8 protein-coding genes and 3 pseudogenes are annotated in these 21,036 nt (G+C 70.3%); 7 read left to right on the forward strand and 4 right to left on the reverse strand.

Annotated features, from left to right (window positions below):
* Positions 1 to 25: 25 nt before the first annotated feature.
* Positions 26 to 1,507: a protein kinase gene (locus ABZ939_RS17950; RefSeq protein ID WP_361855429.1), complete on the forward strand. Its 1,482-nt coding sequence runs from the start codon at positions 26 to 28 to the stop codon at positions 1,505 to 1,507.
* A 28-nt stretch (positions 1,508 to 1,535) separates the two neighbouring features.
* On the opposite strand, the gene ABZ939_RS17955 is transcribed toward ABZ939_RS17950, so the two are convergent.
* Both ABZ939_RS17955 and ABZ939_RS17960 read right to left on the reverse strand, forming a co-directional pair.
* The gene (locus ABZ939_RS17955; protein WP_361855432.1) at positions 1,536 to 3,596 is read right to left on the reverse strand and encodes an N-6 DNA methylase; all 2,061 of its coding nucleotides are present in this window, start codon (positions 3,594 to 3,596) and stop codon (positions 1,536 to 1,538) included.
* A 115-nt stretch (positions 3,597 to 3,711) separates the two neighbouring features.
* A complete protein-coding gene (locus ABZ939_RS17960; protein ID WP_361855435.1) occupies positions 3,712 to 4,677 on the reverse strand; it encodes a serine/threonine-protein kinase in 966 nt (321 codons plus the stop codon).
* Between the two features lie 212 nt (positions 4,678 to 4,889).
* On the opposite strand from ABZ939_RS17960, the gene ABZ939_RS17965 reads away from it, so the two are divergent.
* The 3 genes from ABZ939_RS17965 (at position 4,890) to ABZ939_RS17975 (ending at position 17,405) form a co-directional block, all read left to right on the forward strand.
* Positions 4,890 to 10,160 (forward strand): DEAD/DEAH box helicase, encoded by a 5,271-nt coding sequence (locus tag ABZ939_RS17965; RefSeq protein ID WP_361855438.1) that lies wholly within the window; start codon positions 4,890 to 4,892, stop codon positions 10,158 to 10,160.
* 124 nt (positions 10,161 to 10,284) lie between these two features.
* The gene (locus tag ABZ939_RS17970) at positions 10,285 to 13,254 is read left to right on the forward strand and encodes a helicase-related protein (protein ID WP_361855441.1); all 2,970 of its coding nucleotides are present in this window, start codon (positions 10,285 to 10,287) and stop codon (positions 13,252 to 13,254) included.
* A complete protein-coding gene (locus ABZ939_RS17975; RefSeq protein ID WP_361855444.1) occupies positions 13,251 to 17,405 on the forward strand; it encodes a DNA methyltransferase in 4,155 nt (1,384 codons plus the stop codon). Before ABZ939_RS17970 ends, ABZ939_RS17975 begins: the two co-directional genes overlap by 4 nt.
* Before the next feature lie 33 nt (positions 17,406 to 17,438).
* On the opposite strand, the pseudogene ABZ939_RS17980 reads toward ABZ939_RS17975, so the two are convergent.
* Both ABZ939_RS17980 and ABZ939_RS17985 read right to left on the reverse strand, forming a co-directional pair.
* Positions 17,439 to 17,630 (reverse strand): annotated as a pseudogene (locus tag ABZ939_RS17980) (DUF397 domain-containing protein); the annotation flags it as partial.
* A pseudogene (locus ABZ939_RS17985) lies at positions 17,627 to 18,500 on the reverse strand (helix-turn-helix transcriptional regulator). The pseudogenes ABZ939_RS17985 and ABZ939_RS17980, both read right to left, overlap by 4 nt.
* A gap of 163 nt (positions 18,501 to 18,663) precedes the next feature.
* On the opposite strand from ABZ939_RS17985, the pseudogene ABZ939_RS17990 reads away from it, so the two are divergent.
* The 3 genes and pseudogenes from ABZ939_RS17990 to ABZ939_RS18000 all read left to right on the forward strand — a co-directional run bounded on the left by ABZ939_RS17990 (position 18,664) and on the right by ABZ939_RS18000 (position 20,854).
* Positions 18,664 to 19,136: pseudogene (locus ABZ939_RS17990) on the forward strand (ATP-binding protein).
* A gap of 102 nt (positions 19,137 to 19,238) precedes the next feature.
* Entirely contained in the window at positions 19,239 to 20,309 is a 1,071-nt protein-coding gene (locus ABZ939_RS17995) for an AAA family ATPase (RefSeq protein WP_361855447.1), read from the forward strand.
* On the forward strand, positions 20,306 to 20,854 hold the full coding sequence (locus ABZ939_RS18000; protein ID WP_361855449.1) for a hypothetical protein: 549 nt from the start codon (positions 20,306 to 20,308) through the stop codon (positions 20,852 to 20,854). The genes ABZ939_RS17995 and ABZ939_RS18000 overlap by 4 nt, the downstream gene beginning before the upstream one ends.
* Positions 20,855 to 21,036: the final 182 nt, after the last annotated feature.

The following is a 21,036-nucleotide window of genomic DNA, read 5'->3' on the forward strand; positions in this document are numbered from 1 at the left end:
CGCAGTGGTGCGAAGGGGCACGGTGGTGGACGCGGATACGTACAAGCCCGGCGTGGGTGATCTGGTCGACGGGCGCTACGAGTTGAAGGACTCGCTGGGCAAGGGCGGGATGGCCCAGGTCTGGCGGGCCCGGGACGTGTCTGGGGGGCGGGAGGTGGCGGTGAAGTTCCTGCGCCACGACTCCGAGGCCCTGTACTGCCTCGACCCGTACGAGCGTGAGGTCGAACTCACCGTCAGGAACGCCCGGTTCCGGCGAGAGGCCAACCTCCTGGGAACGCTCGACCACCCGGGCATCACCGAACTGCACGGAAGCGGATCGCACCGGGGCGTCCCCTACATCGCCATGCGCCTGGTGAGTGGCGTGAGCCTGCGGACGTTCCTTGACGAGCACAGTCCCCTGCCGCTGGCCACGGCGGTCGCTGTCGCCGTCCAGGTGGCAGAGGCGTTGGTGTGCGCGCACACGCTCCCGGTCGTCCACCGGGACCTCAAGCCCGCGAACATCATGGTCGACGAAGAGGGCTGGGCCGTCCTCATCGACTTCGGCATCGCCAAGCCGCTGCACGCCGACGCCACCCGGTACACGGCCCACGGCTCGACGCTCGGTACCCGCGGCTATCTGGCGCCGGAGCAGCTCCTGGAGCGTGAGCCCACCACGCGTACGGATGTCTACTGCTTCGGCTGCATCTTCTACGAACTCCTCACCGGGCGGCCCCCGTTCCCGCTCGGCGCGGAGTCCGGCCTGACCGACAAGCACCTCAACGAGGTGCCGCTGCCACCGAGCGCGTACGCCGCGGGCATCCCGGAGCCGATCGACGATCTGGTGCTGCGGATGCTCGCCAAGAAGCCCGAGCAGCGCCCGGCCGTCGACGAGGTCCTGGCGCTCCTCGCCCCGTACGCCCCGGCAGTCGGCGATCCCGAACCCCGGCCCCGCACCCACCCCGACCCCACCGCCCCCCTGCGTCGGCCGCAGGACCGGGCTGTTCGTCCGCGCCCGGTACATCTCACGCCGCCTGTCGCTTCCCCGCCGGCCGACGAGTGGCTGGACGCCCGTGTGGTGGAACAGCTCTGCGCGCAGGCCGAGTCAGAGATCGCGTCCGGTGAGCCGGGCGACGCGACCGACCGGCTGTCCGGCCTGACGGAGCGCGTCCGCGAGGAGTGGGGCGAGCGGCGCCCTCTGGTGCGTCGCGTGTGGCAGGGGGCCGCGGACGGATTCCGCCTATCCGGCAACTTCGGCGCCGCGGCCCGCCTCTACCGGGCCGTCGACAACGACCTCACGCACGGGGACGGCCCGGCCGAGCGGGCCGATCGCGCCCTGATTCGACTGCGCCTTGCCGAGTGCCGCCTCACCTTCGGGGAACTGGAGGCGGCCATCGCGGCGGTGGACGCGGCGGGCCGCACCGCTGCCGGCCTACCACCGGAACTCGCGGCTCGCGTCGAGACCGTACGTCGAGCGGTCGACGCCCAGCTCACGGCCCGCCTGGCCGAGCCCAAGGGCAGGGAGGCGTGACGCCGACCGGTGGGGGCGGGGCGATGGGCTACGTCTGATCAGCCAGCCGCCCCGCCGCCAGCTCGTCGCCGAGGTCGCGGACAAGGCTGGAGCCGAGGTCGGTGCTCCGGCGCAACAGCGCTTCGAAGGCGGTGAGTTCGCGGAATACCTCCCCATAGCGCCGCTGCTCCGAGAGGGGAACCTGGCGGATCTGGAGACGGCGGACGTCGATGCGGGAGGAGTTCGTCGTGTGGGTGCCGGCCTGCCGGGCGTTGGCGGGAGCCCGCAGTGAACCGGCGAGGAACCAGGCGTCGAGCTGTTCGGGCTGCACTCGCACGGCATGCAGCTGTGGGCCGAGGGCGGTCGGCGGCCCCTCGTGGACCCATGCGGAGAAAGCGCGGGCGACGCCCACGACCACGATGTCCCCGGGTTCGGCGATCACGGCCTCGCCTGCCGACGCGGCGCCGGGGGCGAGCCAGCTGCGGGGTTCGCCGTCCACCAGAAGGTCGGGGAGGGTGAGGAGCGGGATGCCGTCGCCGGATGGCGGGCCGGTGTGGATCGACTCCTCCGGCGGCTGCTGGCCGCCACGCAGGGTGAGCGCCCCGGCCCGGGCGAGCTCGGCGACCGTGGTCGCCGTCGGTGTGTCCGCCTCGGCCGTGGCGAGACCCAGCGCCGTGAGCAGCTTGGCCGACTTGTTCACCTTCGAGGTGAGACCGGTGAATTCCCTCCAGGCTTCGGCCAGTCGGGGTGCGGCGTCCGCCGGGGACGGGGCGATGTGGCGTCCAGGGGTGAGGTCGACCTCGTCGTTGAGGAGCTCGATGACAGGCACCTGCCGTACGTAGGCAGCGGTCTGCGGGGAGTCGGCCTCCGTAACGGCCTCGCGTACGAAAGCGCTGATCGCCGCCCAGTCGGGGGTCCACTTCTCCTCCGGGTCCCGGGGGAAGCGCGAGGCCGCGTCGGCGACCAGCAGCCGATCGCCCGCCGGTGCGCCTTCCCCAGCGGTGGGCATCTGCAGCACCCACAGGTGCAGGGAGACGCTTTGCGGTGCGCCGCAGCCGGGCGGCAGCGCAACGACGGCCCGCAGTTGCCCGGTGCGCAGCAGCGAGCCGCGAATGCGGCGGCCGGCCTTCCTGGCTGCGACGGCGGGCGGCAGCAGCAGGACCGCGGCGCCGCCGGGCCGCAGCTGGGCCAGACAGTGCTGGACCCAGGCGAGTTCGGGCTCGGTGCGCGGGGGAAGGCCATGGCTCCAGCGGGCGTCGGTGGCCAACTCCTCGTATCCCCAATCCCGTTCGTTGAAGGGCGGGTTGCACAGGACGATGTCGGCGCGGGTGCCGGAGAACGGGTCGTCGCGCAGGGAGTCCGCAGCCCGTACAGAGACCTGCGCCCACTCCTTCTCCTTCTGCCCCTCGTTTTCGGCGAGTGCCATACGGGAGTCCGCCAGCGAGGCGAGGGCGGCGTCCCGGTCGCTGCCGAGCAGCGTGAGCGTCCCGGCGCCGGACGCCCTCACGGCGTCGGCCGCGGCCAGGAGGAGATTCCCGGGGCCGCAAGCGGGGTCCAAGACCGTGGTGCCGCCGGAGCTCCCCGGGCTGTCGCCCGACACACCGTCGGCTGTCCAGAGGGCGAGCTCCGCCATGAGGGATGCGAGCGGTTCCGGGGTCGTGGCGATCTGGCGCACGTGGACGTCGAGCCAGCGGCGCAGCAGAAACGCGAACGTCTCCATGCCGCCCTCGCGCTGTCCGAGATCCACGGCCCGCTCGATCAGCTCCCGCGTCTCGGCACGGATCTCACGGCTTTCCGCGCCCTCGTCGCTCACCCGCCCGGAGAGGAGCCGGCCCACCTCGGCGATCGCGGTCCCGGTCTCGTCACGCCCGCCGAGCGCCTCGAAACCGGGCCAGAGCCATTCCCTCTCGGCGGACCTCTTCAGCTTCTTGTTCTCGCGCAGCCATCCCTCGATGTCGGTCAAGGAGAACTGAGGGTTGGTGTCGGTGCCGGCGATCCGCTCGGGGAAGGAGGGGTGCCGTCTTCGCCAGTTGCTCACCGCGGCTCGTCCCACACCCGCAAGGCGGGCGATTTCCGCCAAGGTCACCGGTACGGCACGCGACGTGGACATCTGCACTCCCAGGGCTTTTCTGGTGGAGGGAGGACTTTCTCTCGGTCATGGGTGTGTGATCAAGCCATACTTCCTCCGAACCACATCCGCCAGCGTACATGACCATTGACTTTGTTCACAGATGTGCGTCCCGCCTCGTCGCCCATGCACGCACCGGCCGGGCGTCGGGTCCCATCGGGTGGGTGAAGGGCCGCAGTGGGTCCACCTCGGCCCACGGGACGAGTGCCTGTTCGGGGGTGCGGCGCTCGGGCAGCCACACGGCGAGGCGCCGCCACACCTCGCCGGCGTGGGTGGGCCGTTCGTCGGGGTCCTTGGCCAGCAACTGGAGGACCAGGTCCTCCAGTTCGGAGGGGATGTCCGCGCGGAGCCTTCCGGGTGGTACGGGCTGCCGCTCAAGGATCATGCCGGGCAGCATCAGTTCGGACTCGTGCGTGAAGACCGGCTCGCCCGTCAGCATCGTGTACAGCAGGCAGCCCAGCGCGTACAGGTCGGTGCGGGGGTCGACCGGCTTGCCCCGCACCTGTTCCGGCGCCATGCACTCCAGGCTGCCGGGGCGCTCGCCGGTCGTGGTGAGGCCGGTGGTGTCCGGATCGAGGAAGGCGGCGACGCCGAAGTCCAGGACCTTGACCACGCCGTCCGTGCGGATCACGACGTTGCTGCCCTTGAGGTCGCGGTGCACGACGTCGCGGGCGTGCACCGAACCCAGGACCGAGGCGATCTGGACGCCGATCGACGCGGTCTCCTCGATGGAGAGCGGGCCCTCCTCGACGATTCGGTCGTCGAGCGGGGGCCCGATCACGTACTGCATGACGAGAAAGCGGGTGCCGTTCTCCTCGCCGAGGTCGTAGACGGTGGCGAGGCCTGCGTGGTCGAGTCGCGCGACGGCCTGCGCCTCCCGGCGGAACCTTTCGGCGTCGCGGGCGCGCTGCTCCTCGGTGAGTCCCGGATCGACGTTCATGGTCTTCAACGCCACGTCGCGGCCCAGGTTCTCGTCGTGGGCGAGCCAGACGACTCCCATGCCGCCCCGGCCGATGAGGCGCTTGATCCGGTAGCGCCCGGCGATCAGTGTTCCGGTGTCCATTCGCGCTGCGGCCCGTCCCCTCCGTGCCTGCCCGGGCTGGTGTCAGGGAGAGTGTGACACGGCGATGCTTTATATGCCGCCCGCATGACGGTTTATTCGTTGACTGAGTTCACATGCCCTTGCTGTAATGGGGTGAAGGCGGGGCGGTTCGTCCCGTGTGTATCACCCGCTACGGTGATGTGTGGATCGCGTCGGGAGCTAGTGAGGATCACGTGGACGTCTTCGAGGTGCACCGCCGGCTCATCCGGGACTACAAGGAGTACACGTCCGGATCGGTGGTGATCGACGACCCGCGGATCGGCGAGAAGGTGTCCAAGTCCCTTGCCGACGGCGACCAGTGGCCCGACCCCTGGCTCTCCCTCAACCCGAGCTTCGCGAGCGGCGGCACCGTCGACCACCTCGCCGACGACCTCGGCCTCCTCCACCCCGAGTGCAAGCGGATCTTCCGCACCGGCAAGGACAAGCGGGATGCGACGATCCGCCCCATCCGCTTCCACCGGCACCAGCGCGACGCCATCGAGGCCGCCGACTCGAAGGACTCGTACGTCCTGACGACCGGCACCGGCTCCGGCAAGAGCCTCGGCTACATCGTGCCCATCGTCAGCCGGATCCTGCGCGAGAAGCGGCCCGGAGACCCCCCGAGCATCAAGGCGATCATCGTCTACCCGATGAACGCGCTGGCCAACAGCCAACGGGGCGAGCTGAAGAAGTTCCTCACCGCCGGATACGGCGAGGGTGACGAGCCCGTCACGTACGCCCGTTACACCGGCCAGGAGAAGCAGGCCGAGAAGGACGCGGTCCTCGACACGCCCCCGGACATCCTGCTCACCAACTACGTGATGCTGGAGCTGATGCTCACCCGCCCCGAGGAGCGCAAGCGGCTCATCGGCAAAGCCAAGGGCCTGCGTTTTCTCGTCCTGGACGAACTGCACACCTACCGCGGCCGGCAGGGCGCCGACGTCGCCCTGCTGGTCCGGCGTGTGCGCGAGGCGTGCGAGTCGCCCGCCCTGCAGTGCGTCGGCACCTCCGCCACCATGTCCACCAAGGGCACCCCCGCCGCCCGCCGCCGCGAGGTCGCCGAGGTCGCCTCCACCCTGTTCGACACGGAGATCTCCCCGGACCGGGTGGTGGCCGAGACCCTGGTCCGCGCGACCGGCGACACGCCCCCCACGCGTGCCGAACTCGCCGCCCGAGTAAGGGAGAACAACCCGCCGCTGGAGTACGACGCACTCAAGGCCGACCCGCTGGCCCGCTGGGTCGAGACCACCTTCGGCCTCACCGAGACCACCGACGAGGACGGCACCCGTCTGCTGGTGCGCGCCAAGCCCACCACCGTGGAACTCGCCGCGCGCGCCCTGCGCGAGGACGCCTTCGCCATCCCGCGCGACGCACCCGAGGACGAGCCGTACACCGCCTGCGCCCAGGCCATCCGGTCCACGCTCCGGGCGGGCACGCAGGTCCGCGACGCCGACGACCGCGCCCTGTTCGCTTTCCGCCTCCACCAGTTCCTCTCCAAGGGCGGCTCGGCGTACGTCTCCCTGGAGCCGGCGGACAGCCGCCACATCACCCGCACCTACCAGCAGCGGGTGCCCGGAGCGCCGGAGAAGCTCCTGCTGCCGCTGTCCTTCTGCCGCGAGTGCGGCCAGGAGTACCTCACCGTGGCCCGCGAGCAGAGCGACGACGGCACGGTCTCCTTCCGCACCCGTGAGGACGCGGACGACGAACAGGGCTACCTCTACCTCTCGGCTGCCAACCCCTGGCCCGAGCGCGTCGCCGACGCGATCGACCAGCGCCGCTTCCCCGACAGCTGGCTCACCCTCGACCCGAAGAAGGGCACGCCCGTCCTCACCGCGAGCCGCAGGAAGCGCGCCCCGCAGCCCGTGTGGGTGAGGCCCGACGGCACGGCGGTGAACAAGGACGGGGACGGCCTGTACGCCGCCTACGTGCCCGCCCCGTTCCTGTTCTGCCTTGAGTGCGGGGTCAGCTACGAGGAGGTGCGGGAGCGGGACTTCGCCAAGCTGATGACGCTCGACCAGGAGGGCCGGTCCACAGCCACGTCCGTCGTCAGCGCTTCCATCGTGCGCCACCTGAAGAGTCTGCCGGAGAAGGAACTCGGCAAGGACGCACGCAAGTTGCTCACCTTCGTCGACAACCGGCAGGACGCCAGCCTGCAGTCCGGGCACTTCAACGATTTCGTGATGGTCACCCAGCTGCGGGGTGCGCTGTACCGCGCGATGCTGAAGGCGGGAGACAAGGGGCTGCGCTGGAAGCGGCTGGGCGAGGAGGTCGTCGAGGCCATGGGGCTGGCCCCGCACGAGTACGCCAACAACCCCACCGAAGTGGAGGCGCTCGCCGAGGAGACGCGGGACGCGCTGGCCCAGGTGGCCGAGTACCGGCTCTTCCTGGACCTGGAGCGCGGCTGGCGGGTCACCATGCCCAACCTGGAGCAGACCGGTCTCCTCGGCCTGGAGTACGCGGGGCTTGACCAGATCGCCGAGGACGAAGGGCGCTGGCAGCGGGCGGCGGGGCCGCTGCGCACCGCCACTCCCGCCACCCGGCTCGATCTCGCCCGGGTCCTCATGGACGAGCTGCGCCGCCAGCGGGCCGTGGATACCCCGTACTTCACCGAGGCGAAGTTCAACGAGCTGCGCAAGGAGTCGGCGAAGCTCAACGACGCCTGGGGGATCGCCGACACCGAGGCGGCGCCCCCCACACCGACCGTCGCGCTGCCGCGCGCGGGGCGGCCTGGCCGCAGCCGCAGCGAGAAGAACCTCACCGGCCGCGGCGCTTTCGGCCGCCACGTCCGCAAGCCGGAGACCTTCCCGGACTGGAGCCACGACCTCTCCCTCGACGACGCCCAGAAGGTGATCAGCGACCTGCTGGAGGTTCTCGCCGACGGCGGTGTCCTGAGCCGGATCACCCAGGGCCGGGGCGAGGAACCCGGCTACCAGATCCACCACCCGGTGATCCGCTGGCACGCCCGCGACGACGAGCACGGCGCGGTGGACCGGCTGCGCCGCACCTACCGCACCGGCCGGGGCCCCCGCGTCAACGCCTTCTTCAAGGGTCTTTACAAGGAGGTCGCGTCCACCTTCGCCGGCCTGCACGCCGCCGAGCACACCGCCCAGGTCCACCCCGAGGTCCGTGAGGAGCGGGAGAGGCTGTTCAGCAAGGGCCTTCCACTGCCCCTCCTCTATTGCTCGCCCACGATGGAGCTCGGCGTCGACATCGCCAGCCTCAACGCCGTCAACCTCCGCAACGTCCCGCCGACCCCCGCCAACTACGCCCAGCGCTCCGGCCGCGCGGGCCGCTCGGGCCAGCCGGCGCTGGTCACCACGTACTGCGCGACCGGCAACAGCCACGACCAGTACTACTTCACCCGCTCCGACCAGATGGTCGCGGGCACCGTCGCCGCGCCCCGCCTCGACCTGGCCAACGAGGACCTGATCGCCTCCCATGTGCACGCCATCTGGCTGGCGGAGACCCGCTTGGAACTCGGCCGCACCATGACGAAGATCCTCGACACCGACGGCAAGACCCCCTCGCTGGAGCTGCTGCCCGAGGTACGAGAGCAGATCCACAGGCCGGCAGCCCGGCAGCGTGCCCTCGCACGGGCCCGCACTGTCCTCGCGGGCTGTGTCGACGACCTGCGCGACACCTCCTGGTGGCACGAGCAGTGGCTGGAGGACACCGTCGCCAAGGCCCCCGGCCGCTTCGACGAGAAGTGCGGACGCTGGCGGAACCTCTACCGCAAGGCCCTGGAGGAGCGGGAGATCCAGCACGACAACATCCGCAACCGCACGGCGACCGGCCGCTCCCAGGCCCAGGCCGTCCGCCGCCGCGCCCAGGCGGAGAACCAGATCGCCCTCCTGGAGAACAGGCAGGGCGGCGAGCGCACGGTACTGTCCGACTTCTACCCGTACCGCTACTTCGCCTCCGAGGGCTTCCTGCCCGGTTACTCCTTCCCCCGGCTGCCGCTCGCCGCGTACATCCCCGGCACCGGCCGCACCAGCCGCGGCTACGACGGCGACTACCTCCAGCGGTCCCGTTTCATCGCGATCAGGGAGTTCGGGCCGGGCGCGCTGATCTACCACGAGGGCAGCCGGTTCAAGGTGGACCGGGTGCAGCTCCCGCCGGACACCGCGGGCGAGCTGACCACCGAGAGCGCCAAGGTGTGCCAGGGCTGCGGATATCTGTCCCCCGAGGAGCGGCGCGAGGACACCTGCCTGGGCTGCAACAGTTCGTACGGCGACCCTCGCACGGGGCTGCTGCACCTGCACACCGTCTTCACCCACCGCCGTGACCGGATCTCCTCCGACGAGGAGGAGCGCCAGCGCACGGGCTATGCGGTGGAGATCTCCTACCGTTTCAAGCAGCACGAGGACGGCCGAGACGGTTCGCTGCGCGCCGAGGCGAAGGCCGCGGCCGGCCGCCTCCTTGCCGAACTGGTCTACGGCGACAGCGCCACCGTCCGGCTCACCAACCTGGGCTACCGCCGCTCGGTCGCCAAGGGCGAGATCGGCTTCTGGCTCGACCCGGTCACCGGTCAGTGGCTGGCCGGCTCCACCGGCAAGCAGAGCACGAGCGCGCCCGGCCGGGAGACCCCCGTGGAGGACGAGGGGCTCGCCGACGCGGAGAAGGCCGTACGCAAGATCCCCGTCATCCCGTACGTCCAGGACACCCGCAACATCCTCGTCCTCAAGCTCGCGGCCCCCGTCGACAAGGACACCGCGATCACCCTCCAGTACGCGCTGGAGCGGGGCATCGAGGCCGAGTTCCAGCTGGAGGACTCCGAGCTGGACACCGAGGAGCTGCCGCCGCACGACGGCCCCCGCGAACGGCTGCTGTTCATCGAGAGCGCCGAGGGCGGCGCGGGCGTCCTGCGCCGCCTGCAGGCCGAGCCCGACGCGCTCGCCCGCGCTGCCCGCCGGGCCCTGGAGATCGCGCACTTCGACCAGGTCGGGCGCGACCGGGGAGCCGAGAAATCCAATGGCGACCCCTGCGAGAAGGGCTGCTACGACTGCCTGCTCTCCTTCGGTAACCAGCGCCACCACCGGATGATCGACCGCCATCTGGTGAAGCAGCTGCTGATGGACTTCGCGGGCGGTGAGGTCGGCTCCAGCCGCGCGGGCCGCACCCGCGACGAGCACGCCGACGCGCTCATCGAGGGCGCCGACTCCTCCCTGGAGGAGCGGTTCGTCGCCTACCTCAGGACCCACGGCCACCGCCTCCCCGATCACCAGCAGGTGAAGCTGAGCGCGGCCCTGTCCAAGCCGGACTTCGTCTACGACACCTCCTTCGGCCCCGTCGCGGTCTTCGTCGACGGCCCGCACCACGATCACGCGGAGACGACGCTGCGCGACGAGGAGGCAGCGGACCGGCTGAAGGAGATCGGCTGGGAGGTCATCCGTATCCGCTACGACGACGACTGGTCGAAGGCCGTGGCCGACTATCCTTCGGTGTTCGGCGAGGCGCGCCGTTGATCTCAGGGACCGGGGCGGACCTCTTCGATCCGCCCCGGTCCCACAGCCCGCACCCGATCCGCCCGGCCACCGCCCCGGCCGACCCGCCGGAACGACTCCTACGCCCCGACCCCGGAAGGCCCGCATGACCACCGCTGCCCAGCCGACCCGGCAGTACGCCGTCGGCTCCCTCGTCCACGCCCGGGGCCGCGAGTGGGTCGTGCTGCCCGACTCCACACCCGACCTCCTCGTCCTGCGCCCGCTCGGCGGCGCCGACGACGACATCGCGGGCGTCCTGCCCGGCCTGGAGACCGTCGTCCCCGCCACCTTCGCCCCGCCCACCCCTTCCGACCTGGGCGACCAGCAGGCCGCCGGGCTGCTGCGTACCGCCCTGCGCATCGGCTTCCGCTCCGGCGCCGGCCCCTTCCGCTCCCTCGCCTCGATCGCCGTCGACCCCCGCCCGTACCAGCTGGTCCCCCTGCTGATGGCGCTGCGCCAGGACACCGTGCGGCTGCTGATCGCCGACGACGTCGGTATCGGCAAGACGGTCGAGGCCGGGCTGATCGCCGCCGAGCTGCTCGCGCAGGGCGATGCCCGAGGCCTGGTCGTGCTGTGCTCGCCCGCCCTGGCCGAACAGTGGCGGGCCGAGCTGTACGGGAAGTTCGGCGTCGACGCCCGTCTCGTGCTGCCGTCCACGATCAGCCGTCTGGAGCGCGAGACGCCGTACGGCCAGTCGGTGTTTCGCCCCGACGGCGCGTACGTCGTCTCCACCGACTTCATCAAGTCTCCCCGTCACCGGGAGGACTTCCTGCGCCACTGCCCCGACCTGGTGATCGTCGACGAGGCGCACTCCTGCGTCTCCGACACCACAGTCGGCGCATCCGCCCGCTCCTCCCAGCAGCGGTACGCGCTGCTGCGCGCCCTCGCCGACCGGACCGACCGCCACCTTCTCCTCGTCACAGCCACCCCGCACAGTGGCAAGGAGGAGCCTTTCCGCCGCCTGATCGGCCTGCTCGACGACCGCCTGGCCGCCGTCCCCCTCGACACCGACGCGGGCCGCAGGCTGCTCGCCGAGTTCTTCGTGCAGCGCCGCCGCGCCGACATCCGCGAGGACTTCCAGGACGGCGCGCACTTCCCGTCGTCCCGAGACACCGCCGAGACCGCCTACACCCTGCACCGCGACTACAAGAAGCTCCTCGACGAGGTCCTGTCGTACGCCCGCGAGACCGTACGCGCGGCCGACGGCGCCCTCCAGCAGCGTCAGCGCTGGTGGTCCACCCTCGCCCTGCTGCGCACCCTGTCCTCCTCCCCGGCCGCCGCCGTGCAGTCCCTGAACACACGCGCCGGCGTCGAGGAGGCGGACACCCCCGCCGAGGCGGACCGCACCGGGGAGCGCACCGTCTCCGACCCGGCCGACAGCGAGACCCCCGAGTCCGCGGACGCCGTACCGGGCACCCGCCTCCCGAAGGCCACCGCCACCGAGGCCACCGCCTCCGACACCGAAGACACCGAGGCCGACGACGAGGAGAGGGCCCGCCTGGTCGCCATGGCCGAATCAGCCAGGAAGCTCTTCGGACCGACCCGCGACGCCAAGCTGAAGAAGCTGATCGCCACGGTCTCCGGCCTCCTCGACGAGGGCTACCGCCCCATCGTCTTCTGCCGCTATATCGCGACCGCCGACTACGTCGCCGACCACCTCAGGAAGGCCCTCAACAAGAAGGGCACCGAACACCCGGTCGCCATCGCCTCCGTCACCGGCGAACTCTCGCCCGACCAGCGCGTCACCCGCATCGCCGAGCTGACCGGCACCGACGAGGAGGGCAACCCCGCGCCCGAACGCCGCGTCCTGGTCGCCACCGACTGCCTGTCCGAGGGCGTCAACCTCCAGGAGTCCTTCGATGCGGTCCTCCACTACGACCTCGCGTGGAACCCGACCCGCCACGAGCAGCGCGAGGGCCGCGTGGACCGCTTCGGCCAGCGCACCGACGTCGTCAAGGCGCTCACCCTGTACGGCGCGGACAACCCCGTCGACGGCATCGTCCTCAATGTCCTGCTCCGCAAGCACGAGCGGATCCGCCGCGTCACCGGCATCTCCGTGCCCGTACCGCAGGAGTCCGAGAGCGCCATGCAGGCCGTGTTCGAGGGCCTGATCCTGCGCGGCGAGCGGTCCCCGTACGAGCAGGAGGGGCTGTTTGCGCAGGAGGAGGTGGCCGAGCAACTGGAGATCGCCTGGCAGTCCTCCGCCGACCGGGAGAAGCGCCACCGCTCCCGGTACGCCCAGCTCACCATCAAGAAGGACGAGGTGGCCGCCGAGGTCGACGAGGTCCGCGCCGCGCTCGGCACCGGCGAGGAGGTACGGGACTTCACCCGCCGCGCCCTGGGCGCCCTGCGCGGTATGCCCGCGCCCACGAAGCAGGGCGGCTTCACCGCGCACACCGACGCCCTCCCGCAGGGCCTGCGCGACACCGTCTCGCACGCGCTCGGCCCCCGCCACCCCCGCCCGGTCGTCTTCCACGACGCCCCCAGCGCCCCGCGCGGCGAGGCCGCCCTCACCCGCACCGACCCGGTGGTCGCCGCCGTCGCCCGCTTCGTGCTGGACGCGGCCCTCGACGACGCCGGCAAGGTCCCCGAGTGGCAGCGCCCGGCCCGCCGCTGCGGAGTCGTCCGTACGGCAGCCGTGGAGCGGAACACCACGCTCCTGCTCGTACGTCACCGCTTCCAGCTGAACCTGCCCGCCCGCGACGGCTCGGTGCGCGAGCAGCTCGCCGAGGACGCCCGCGTGGTCGCCTACCGAGGCAGGCCCGATGCCCCCGAATGGCTGCCGGAGGACGAGGCGGTGGCCCTCCTCGACGCCCGCGCCACGCAGAACACCGACCCGAAGTTCGCCACCGAGCACATCGCCGAGATTCTGGCCTCCCTGCCCGCGATCATGCCCGAACTGCGTTACCAGTCGGCCGAGTTGGGCCGCACCCTGGAGGCCTCGCACCGCAGGGTGCGCACCGCCTCCCGCGCCCGTCTCGCGGGCCTGAAGGTCGTCCCCCAGGGCGACCCGGACATCCTGGGCGTGTACCACTACCGCCCGGCCCCGACGTTCTCCCAGGGAGTGGGCGCATGAGCACCGCCAGGACCCAGGTCACTGACTCCGTCGCCACCGTCGGCGGCCTCCTGCCGTACGACCTCCTGGTCAGGATCAAGGAGGGCAAGGAGCAGACCGGCTCCAAGCCCGCCGACTACCGCCTGTACGCCAAGGGCGACTCGGTACGGGACGCCGCCGAGCGCTCCTGGGGCTATCTGCGCGGCGTGTGGGCCGCCTACCAGGACGCCCTGGCCCGCGACGGCGCCGACGCCGACCCCGGCGTGCACGCGGTCGGCGTCACCACCGAACGCTGGCTGCTGCCCCTCTTCGAACAGCTCGGCTTCGGCGCCCTCACCCCCGTCCCCGCGCCCGGCCTGCCCTCCCACGACGGCGAGAAGGACTTCGAGGTCAGCCACCACTGGGCGCACGTCCCCGTCCACCTCACCGGCTGGAACGTCCCCCTCGACACCCGCACCACCGAACTGGCCAAGCAGGCGCCGCAGTCGACGGTGCAGGAGTACCTCAACCGCTCGGCGGACTCCACCCTCTGGGGCGTCCTCTCCAACGGCCGCCAGCTGCGCCTGCTGCGCGAGTCCGCGTCCCTCACCGGCGCCGCGTTCATCGAGTTCGACCTCCGGGCGATTTTCGACGGCGACCGCTCCGACGACTTCGTCCTCCTGTGGCGCCTGCTGCACCGCACCCGCTTCGAACCCCGTGCCGAGGGTGAGCCGGCCGCGACCTGCCCGCTGGAGAAGTGGCGCACCGAGGCCATCGACAGCGGCACCCGCGCCCTGAAGGAACTCCGCAAGGGCGTCGAGAAGGCCCTGACCGTGATCGGGACGGGCCTGATCGCCCACCCCGACAACGCCGACCTGCGCGAGGCCCTGCGCACCCGCGACAAGAACGTCCGCGACGACCTCCACCCGGCCCTGCTGCGCCTCGCCTACCGCCTGCTGTTCCTCTTCGTCACCGAGGACCGCGACCTCCTCCTGCACCCCGACGCCACCGAGAAGGCCCGCGAGACGTACGAGAAGTACTTCTCCACGGCCCGCCTGCGCCGGGTCGCCCGCCGAACCGGTACCCTCCACGGCGACCAGTGGCAGGCGCTGCGGCTGGTCATCGAGGGCCTCGGCACACCGGGCGGCCGCCCCGAACTCGGCCTCCCCGCGCTGGGCGGCCTGTTCGAGCCCACCGCCACGGACGCGATCCTGGACGGCCTCAGCCTGTCCAACCAGTCCCTGTACGAGGCCGTACACGCCCTGTGCGAGGTGTACGACGCCAAGCTGGGCCGCCCCCGCAAGGTCGACTACCGGCACCTCGGCGCCGACGAGCTCGGCTCGGTCTACGAGTCCCTGCTCGAACTGGAGCCGCGCCTCGGCGAGGGCAACGAGTACGTCCTGGCCAAGCTGGACGGCAACGACCGCAAGACCTCCGGGTCCTACTACACCCCGTCCCCCCTCATCGACTGCCTCCTCGACTCCACCCTCGCCCCGGTCATCGACCAGGCCGTCAAGTCCGGTACGACGAAGAAGGAGCGCAAGGACGCGCTGCTCGCCCTGACGGTGTGCGACCCCGCCTGCGGCTCCGGCCACTTCCTGGTCGCCGCCGCCCGCCGCATCGCCCGCCGCCTCGCCGAGATCGAGACGGACGACCCCGAGCCGAGCGCCGAGGACGTACGGCACGCGCTGCGGGACGTCATCGCCCGGTGCGTGTACGGCGTCGATCTCAACAAGATGGCCGTGGAGCTGGCCAAGGTGTCCCTGTGGATCGAGGCGATGGAGCCGGGCCGGCCGCTCACCTTCCTCGACGCCCACATCAAGCACGGCAACGGCCTGCTGGGCACCACACCGAAGCTGCTGGCCGAAGGCCTGCCCGACGATGCGTTCAAGCCGCTGGAGGGCGACGAGTCCAAGCACGTCACCGACCTGAAGAAGCGCAACGCGGCGGAGCGGAGGGAGTGGCTGACCGCGCTGCGCCAGGGGGTGAGCCAGGGCGCGCTGTTCTCGGCGAAGGAGGTGCTGACCGAGTCCAACGCGGAGTTCGGCGAGACGGTCTCGGCGATCACCGGCACGGACTCGCAGGAACTGGAGGACGTCCAGAACCAGGCCAAGGCCTACCGCGCGCTGACCACCTCCCCGGACTACATCCGGGCCCTGGAACTGGCCGACGCGTGGTGCGCGGCGTTCGTCTGGAAGAAGACGAAGACGGCGACACCGCCCGCGCTGACCACGCAGTCCCTAATCACCCTGCACTCCGAGGACGGCGGCGCGAGCCTGCCCGGCGGCACGGTGGAGGAGGTCGTACGGCTCCGCGAGGAGTACCGGTTCTTCCACTGGCACCTGGAGTTCCCGGAGGTGTTCCGGGTTCCCGCGGATGCGAAGGCGCCGGGGGTGGACGAGCGGACCGGGTGGAAGGGCGGGTTCAGCTGTGTGCTGGGGAATCCGCCGTGGGAAACCCTTGAGTTCAAGACCGAGGAGTACTTCGCCACTGTCGCCCCGGAGATCGCCAAGGCCGCGAACCAGGCGGCACGGCAGACCCTGATCGGCAAGCTCGCCGAGAGCGAGGACGAGGCGGACCGGGAGCTGCATGTCGAGTACATCGCCGACAAGCGGCGGTCCGACGGTTTCTCCCATCTGGCGCGCTGGTCGGGGCGGTTCCCGCTGGCCGCGCGCGGCAAGCTGAACACGTACCCGCTGTTCGCGGAGGCGGCGTCGCACGGGATCGCGCCGCGGGGGAGGTTCGGGCTGGTCCTGCAGACGGGCATCGCCACGGACGCGACGACGGCACCGTTCTTCTCCGACTTGGTGCGCTCGAAGCGGCTGGTGTCGTTCCTGGACTTCAAGAACGAGGCGTTCGTGCTGAGCCGGGACGTGCACCATTCGACGCGCTTCTGTCTGCTCACGGTCACTGGCCGGGAGGAGCAGGTCCGGGAGGCTTCCTTCGCGTTCGGCACCTGGTACATGGAGGACCTGCCTGCCCGCCGGTTCACCATGCCGCTGGAGGAGATCCTGCTGGTCAACCCGAACACGGGGAACCTCCCGGTCTTCGAGTCCCGGCGCGACGCGGAGATCACCTTCGGCGTCTACAGCCGAGTCCCGGTTCTACTCAAGGAGCCAGATGAATTCGGCAGGGGCGGCAGCAACCCGTGGGGGCTGACCTTCCGGCAGGGCCTGTTCAACATGGCCTCCGACTCCCACCTGTTCAAGGGCAAGCAGGAACTGGCTGACGAAGGCTGGCAGTTGACCGGCAACGTCTTCACGCGCATCGACGAAGAGGGGAAGCCGCGCCGCTATCTCCCGCTGTACGAGGCGAAGATGCTCCACCACTTCGACCACCGCCTCGGCACGTACGAGGGCCAGACTCAGGCCCAGGCCAACGTCGGCACCCTCCCGCGCGTGACGCCGGAACAGCACGACGACCCGGACTTCGCGCCGCTGCCCCGGTACTGGGTGCCGGAGCAGGACGTGGACTCTGGCAAGCGGGACAAGAAGGGCAACCGGATCATGTGGGCGGGGGTGGAGACGCGGCTGGCGGAGCGGGAGTGGTGGAAGGGATGGCTGATGGGGTGGCGGGACATCGCCCGCTCCACTGACACCCGGACGACCATGGCGACCGTGCTCCCGCCTTACGGCGTCGGGCACACCAACCCGCTCATGTTCCCGGAGGACGCCGACTCGGCTGCGCTGCTCCAGGCGTGCATGTCGTCGTTCGTCTTCGACTACGTGATCCGGCAGAAGATCGCCGGAACGCACCTGACGTACGGCTACCTCTACCAACTCCCGGTTCCGCCGCTCGCCGACTTCCGCGCGGTGTCAGGAGGGGCGGAGTGGTTCACCGCTCGTGTGGTGGAACTCGCCTACACCAGCCGGGACCTGGCCGACTACGCCGAAGACCTTGGTTACGAGGGAGCCCCGTTCAAGTGGGACGAGGAACGTCGTGAGCTGCTGCGCGTGGAGCTAGACGCGGCGCTCTTCCACCTCTACGGGGTCAGCCGGGCGGACGTGGAGTACATCATGGATACCTTCCCCGTGGTGAAGCGCGAAAGCGAGGCCGTCCACGGCGGCGCCTACCGCACCAAGGACCTCATCCTCGACATCTACGACCGCATGGAAGAGGCCCGCGTGACCGGCGACGAGTACCGAACTGTGCTGGACCCGCCGCCGGGGAAGGGCCCGCGTCACGAGGCCTGAGTGCCGCAGCCTCGGGCGGGTGGGGCAGACCTCGTCCCGCCCGAGGCCCGCGACGAACCCGGCCCACGCGTCCCGCGTGAACGCGAGCTGCGGGCCGCCCCGTTCCTTGGAGTCCCGTATGCGGACGGTCGTCCCATTGGCGGCGACCTCGACGCACTCGCCGCCTTCGCCACTGCTGTATGTGCTCTTGAACCAGTGGAGCTGTGTGGGCTGTTCGCTGCTCATCGATCTCCCAGCAACCTTTCGATCAGGGCCAGGGACTCTCGTGGAGCGAGGGCCTGGGCGCGGATGCTGCCGTAGCGCGCGGCAAGGATACGTACCTCTTCGGCGTCGGTCACCAGCCTGCTGACGTTCTGCACTTCAGATAGCCGACTTGAGGCTTCCCCTTTGGAGTGAGCAGCGTGAACGGGCCACCCAGACTCGTGTGGTCTGGCTGGTCGGTGGGCATCATCTGAAGCTCTACGTTTCGCAGCGGTGCGACCTCCAGCAGCCGCTTCAACTGCTCCCGATGCACGTCCCGACCGCCGACAGGCCGTTGCAGAACGGACTCCTCGACGGTGAACGTCACGAGAGGCGGCGGCCGGCGCGTCAGGATCTCCTGTCGGGCCAGCCGGGCAGTCAACCGCTGCTCGATCGTCTCCTCGTCGAGCAAGGGGCTGCGGACGGTGAAGACAGCGCGCGCGTGCCCCTCGGTCTGAAGCAGTCCCGGCAACGACAGCGCGCCGTAGTAATGGAGTTCAACCGCCTCCAGTTCCAGCCGCGCATAATCCCGAAACCACTCCGGATGCCGAACCCTCCTCCGAGCCCTCGCCCGCTCCACATCCTCCGCAGCCGCCGTCAGCAGCCCCCGCACTCCAGCAACTCAGCGACCGCGGCCAGCAGTTCAGGCTGAGGCGTCCGCCGCCCCCGCTCCACGGACGAGATGGTCTCCTCCCCGTACCCAAGCCGGTCGCCCAGCTCCTTCTGGCTCATCCCGGCCCGTACCCGCGCGACCTTGATCTGCCGCCCGAGCGCCCGGAACAGGTCGGCCACCTCGTCCGTACCGTCCGCCTCACCGCCGGTGGGAACCCCCGAACCGCCCGCCTGTGCCGCCATCCCGTACCACCGCCCACTTCCGTCGCACCAGGGGCGAACCGCCGTACGCCCGGCCAGGTCACGGCCGTACGCCCGGACATCCCGCCCTCCACGCCGGGACAGCCACCCTCCGTACCGCCCCACGTCTTCCACACGGTAGAACCACTCCGTCGCCCTCGGTGAGGTGATCCAACAAACCGTCACCGTCACCGGTGAACCGACCGCCACCACCCACCACTTCCGCCTCACGTTCCCCACCAGCAGACACGGCGCCCGCACCGCCCGCCACACAGCCCAACGCTGGCTCGCCGACAAGCAGCACGGCCCGGAGGTGGCGGCCGGCGACGAGGACGCGGCCACGGCCTCCCTCCTCATCGCGGAACTCACCGCGAACGCCGCCCTGCACGGCCGCGTACGGGGTCGCCACGCCCGCTCGCCCTGACCCTCACGGCCGGCACCCTGCGGATCGAGGTCACGGACGCCCGAGGCGACCGACTCCCCGCACCGACGTCTGACGCGGACGGTGAGTCGGGACGCGGTCTGCTCCTCGTCGCCTCGCTCGCCGACGCCTGGGGCTGCGAGCCCCACCACCCAGGTGGCAAGACGGTCTGGGCCGAGTGCGCCCGGCGTAAACCCGCGCGCAAGGGGGGCGCGTGAGCGCAACTGCACTCCCAGCCATCGGAGTTGGGGATTGACGGTGATCGTGAACGGCCTTCACGCTTAACAGGTAATCGTGAAGGCTGTTCACGGGGAGATGTCATGGAAGGCACGCCCGAGGCAGAGGACCAGCTCGTCGGACTGTTCGAAGTGGCGGAGATGGCGGGGGTCGGCCGGACGGTCGTAGCGAATTGGCGCGCCCGTGACAAACACTTCCCCGCTCCCGTCGCGGACCTGCGGAGCGGTCCGGTCTTCCGGGCGAGTCAGATCCAGAGCTACCTCAGACGGAGGAAGAAACACATGGCTCCCAAAGCCCATGTCATCGCGACCATCAACCTGAAGGGCGGCGTCGGGAAAACCACCACCACTGCCGGACTCGCGGAGTTCCTCTCCGCGGAGTTCCGCAAGCGGGTCCTGGTGGTCGATCTCGACCCGCAGACCAATCTGACCACGGTCCTGATCGGGGAGGAGAAGTGGGAGGAGCTCAACGACGAGGGATACACCCTGGCGACCCTCTTCAAGGACGCACTGCGGCCCGAGGACGAGCCTCTGGAGTTCGACCTGGAGAAGACACTCCAGCGCAATGTCTCATCGGTCGATGCGGTGACGAAGGTGGACCTCCTGCCTTCTTCGCTGGACCTCATCGATGTTCAGGACCGCCTGGCGTCCATGCCCAGGGGGCGTTTCCACGCCAACAACCCCACCGATCTCCTGCGCAAGGCGATCCGGAAGATTGTTGATGATTACGACTACGTGCTCGTCGATTGCCCTCCCAACCTCGGAATCGTCACTCTGAACGGTCTGCGCATCTCCGAGGGGTATATCATCCCGACCATTCCCGATGTCCTGTCCACCTACGGAATCCCTCAGATCCAGCGGCGTGTGCGGGCCTTCGCGGAAGACCTGGGGGAGACCATCAAAGAGATCGGCATCGTCATCACGAAATACAAGGCCAATTCGACGGTCCACTGGAACACCGTCAGGCGACTTCAGGGGGATAAGAAGCTCCCCGCCGTGCTGCCGACCTTCATCCCCGAGAAGAACGACATCGCCGGTTCGGCGGAGTTCGTCGGTCGCGGTACTCTGCGGCAGAAGTACGGCTACCAGGGCGGGTTCGACGCTTTCCGTGGCATGACGCAGGAGTTCATCGAACTGGTCGAGGAGAAGGCGTGACCGAGCAGAGCGACAGTCGGCCCGACGACAACGGTCTCCTGAATGCCCAGGTGCGGGAGGCCGAAGAAGCTCTGACCAAGCTCGGCGCCTCCGACCCGGAGCTCGCGGCGACGCTCGCACGTGTCATCGGTGTGGTGGCGTCCGAAGCCGCACGGACGACACGCTTCGCCCGAGCACTGGCCAAGGCGCTAACGCCTCCCGATGCGCAGACCGCACCTCGGCCGGCAGAACGCCCGAGGCGTAGCCGACGAGCTCCGGGAGTGATCGACCCGTTCGCGGTGTTCGCCGAAACTGGCGAGGTGGGACTCCGCTCGAACCTGAGCGAGCTCGACCTCGAACAATTGCGGGACATCGTCTCCGAACACGGGATGGACCACGACCGGCTGGCGCTGAAGTGGAAGGACCCTCAACGGGTCATCGACCGCATCGTGGAACGCGTCGAATCGCGGACAGCCAAGGGAGCCGCCTTCCGGGGACGGCCGGAGCAGTCGGCACCGCGGCACGACGAGGCCGCCATCCCGGCGGCCGAGGACTCGTCGCCCTGAGGCGACCGGGCGCGACGCGTCAAACGCCTCGCGGCCGCCGCCCATGCCAAGGCCATCCGCAACGAGCGCCGTGTCGAGGACCGCACCATCCTCCTCCTCGACGACCTGTTCACCACCGGCCAGCAATGTCGGCCGTCGCCCGTCTGTTACGCGGGCGGGCGCGGCTGAGGTACGGGGTCTCG

The sequence above is a fragment of the Streptomyces sp. NPDC046712 genome (genome assembly GCF_040645695.1).
In the GTDB taxonomy this organism is placed as follows: Bacteria; Actinomycetota; Actinomycetes; order Streptomycetales; family Streptomycetaceae; genus Streptomyces.

Coding starts and splice junctions, on each gene's coding strand:
- ABZ939_RS17995 (WP_361855447.1), top strand. CDS start 19,239: ATGGAAGGCACGCCCGAGGCAGAGGACCAGCTCGTCGGACTGTTCGAA.
- ABZ939_RS17960 (WP_361855435.1), bottom strand. CDS start 4,677: ATGGACACCGGAACACTGATCGCCGGGCGCTACCGGATCAAGCGCCTC.
- ABZ939_RS17970 (WP_361855441.1), top strand. CDS start 10,285: ATGACCACCGCTGCCCAGCCGACCCGGCAGTACGCCGTCGGCTCCCTC.
- ABZ939_RS17975 (WP_361855444.1), top strand. CDS start 13,251: ATGAGCACCGCCAGGACCCAGGTCACTGACTCCGTCGCCACCGTCGGC.
- ABZ939_RS17955 (WP_361855432.1), bottom strand. CDS start 3,596: ATGTCCACGTCGCGTGCCGTACCGGTGACCTTGGCGGAAATCGCCCGC.